This window comes from Streptococcus sp. HMSC056C01, from assembly GCF_001811305.1.
GTDB lineage: Bacteria > Bacillota > Bacilli > Lactobacillales > Streptococcaceae > Streptococcus.
This window is the reverse complement of sequence record NZ_KV804210.1, coordinates 1-742: the sequence shown is the minus strand read 5'-3', so window position 1 is coordinate 742 and position 742 is coordinate 1. Positions and strand designations below refer to the sequence as shown.

Here is a 742-nt window from a genome sequence, read left to right as displayed (position 1 = left end):
ATCGGGAAGACAGGATTCGAACCTGCGACACCTTGGTCCCAAACCAAGTACTCTACCAAGCTGAGCTACTTCCCGAGTTAAATAGAAAAAATGCACCCTAGAGGAGTCGAACCTCTAACCGCCTGATTCGTAGTCAGGTACTCTATCCAGTTGAGCTAAGGGTGCTCATTATATGCCGAGGACCGGGATCGAACCGGTACGATCGTTACCAATCGCAGGATTTTAAGTCCTGTGCGTCTGCCAGTTCCGCCACCCCGGCCTCTCTAAGCGAACGACGGGATTCGAACCCGCGACCCCCACCTTGGCAAGGTGGTGTTCTACCACTGAACTACGTTCGCATCGACCTCTTGGTTATATTAAAAAAATGCCGGCTACATGACTTGAACACGCGACCCTCTGATTACAAATCAGATGCTCTACCAACTGAGCTAAGCCGGCTTATTTCTATTATGCGGGTTAAGGGACTTGAACCCCCACGCCGTTAAGCGCCAGATCCTAAATCTGGTGCGTCTGCCAATTCCGCCAAACCCGCAATGATGACCCGTACTGGGCTCGAACCAGTGACCCATTGATTAAAAGTCAATTGCTCTACCAACTGAGCTAACGAGTCTAAAATAACTTCCGTTATCTTAAACGGTCCCGACGGGAATCGAACCCGCGATCTTCGCCGTGACAGGGCGACGTGATAACCGCTACACTACGGGACCTATGGGAGTTAACGGGATCGAACCGCTGACCCTCT

The 742-nt window shown here is 51.3% G+C and carries 8 tRNA genes; all 8 read right to left on the bottom strand.

The features are described 5' to 3' along the window. Nucleotide 1: 1 nt before the first annotated feature. A tRNA-Pro gene (locus HMPREF2795_RS08475) sits at nucleotides 2–75 on the bottom strand. Between the two features lie 16 nt (nucleotides 76–91). Next, a tRNA-Arg gene (locus tag HMPREF2795_RS08470) sits at nucleotides 92–165 on the bottom strand. 8 nt (nucleotides 166–173) lie between these two features. Then, nucleotides 174–259: transfer RNA gene (locus HMPREF2795_RS08465), tRNA-Leu, on the bottom strand. A gap of 7 nt (nucleotides 260–266) precedes the next feature. Continuing rightward, nucleotides 267–338, bottom strand: a tRNA-Gly gene (locus tag HMPREF2795_RS08460). 27 nt (nucleotides 339–365) lie between these two features. Continuing rightward, nucleotides 366–438, bottom strand: a tRNA-Thr gene (locus HMPREF2795_RS08455). Nucleotides 439–450: 12 nt separating this feature from the next. Further along, nucleotides 451–532: transfer RNA gene (locus HMPREF2795_RS08450), tRNA-Leu, on the bottom strand. A 5-nt stretch (nucleotides 533–537) separates the two neighbouring features. Then, a tRNA-Lys gene (locus tag HMPREF2795_RS08445) sits at nucleotides 538–610 on the bottom strand. A 24-nt stretch (nucleotides 611–634) separates the two neighbouring features. After that, nucleotides 635–707, bottom strand: a tRNA-Asp gene (locus HMPREF2795_RS08440). Nucleotides 708–742: the final 35 nt, after the last annotated feature.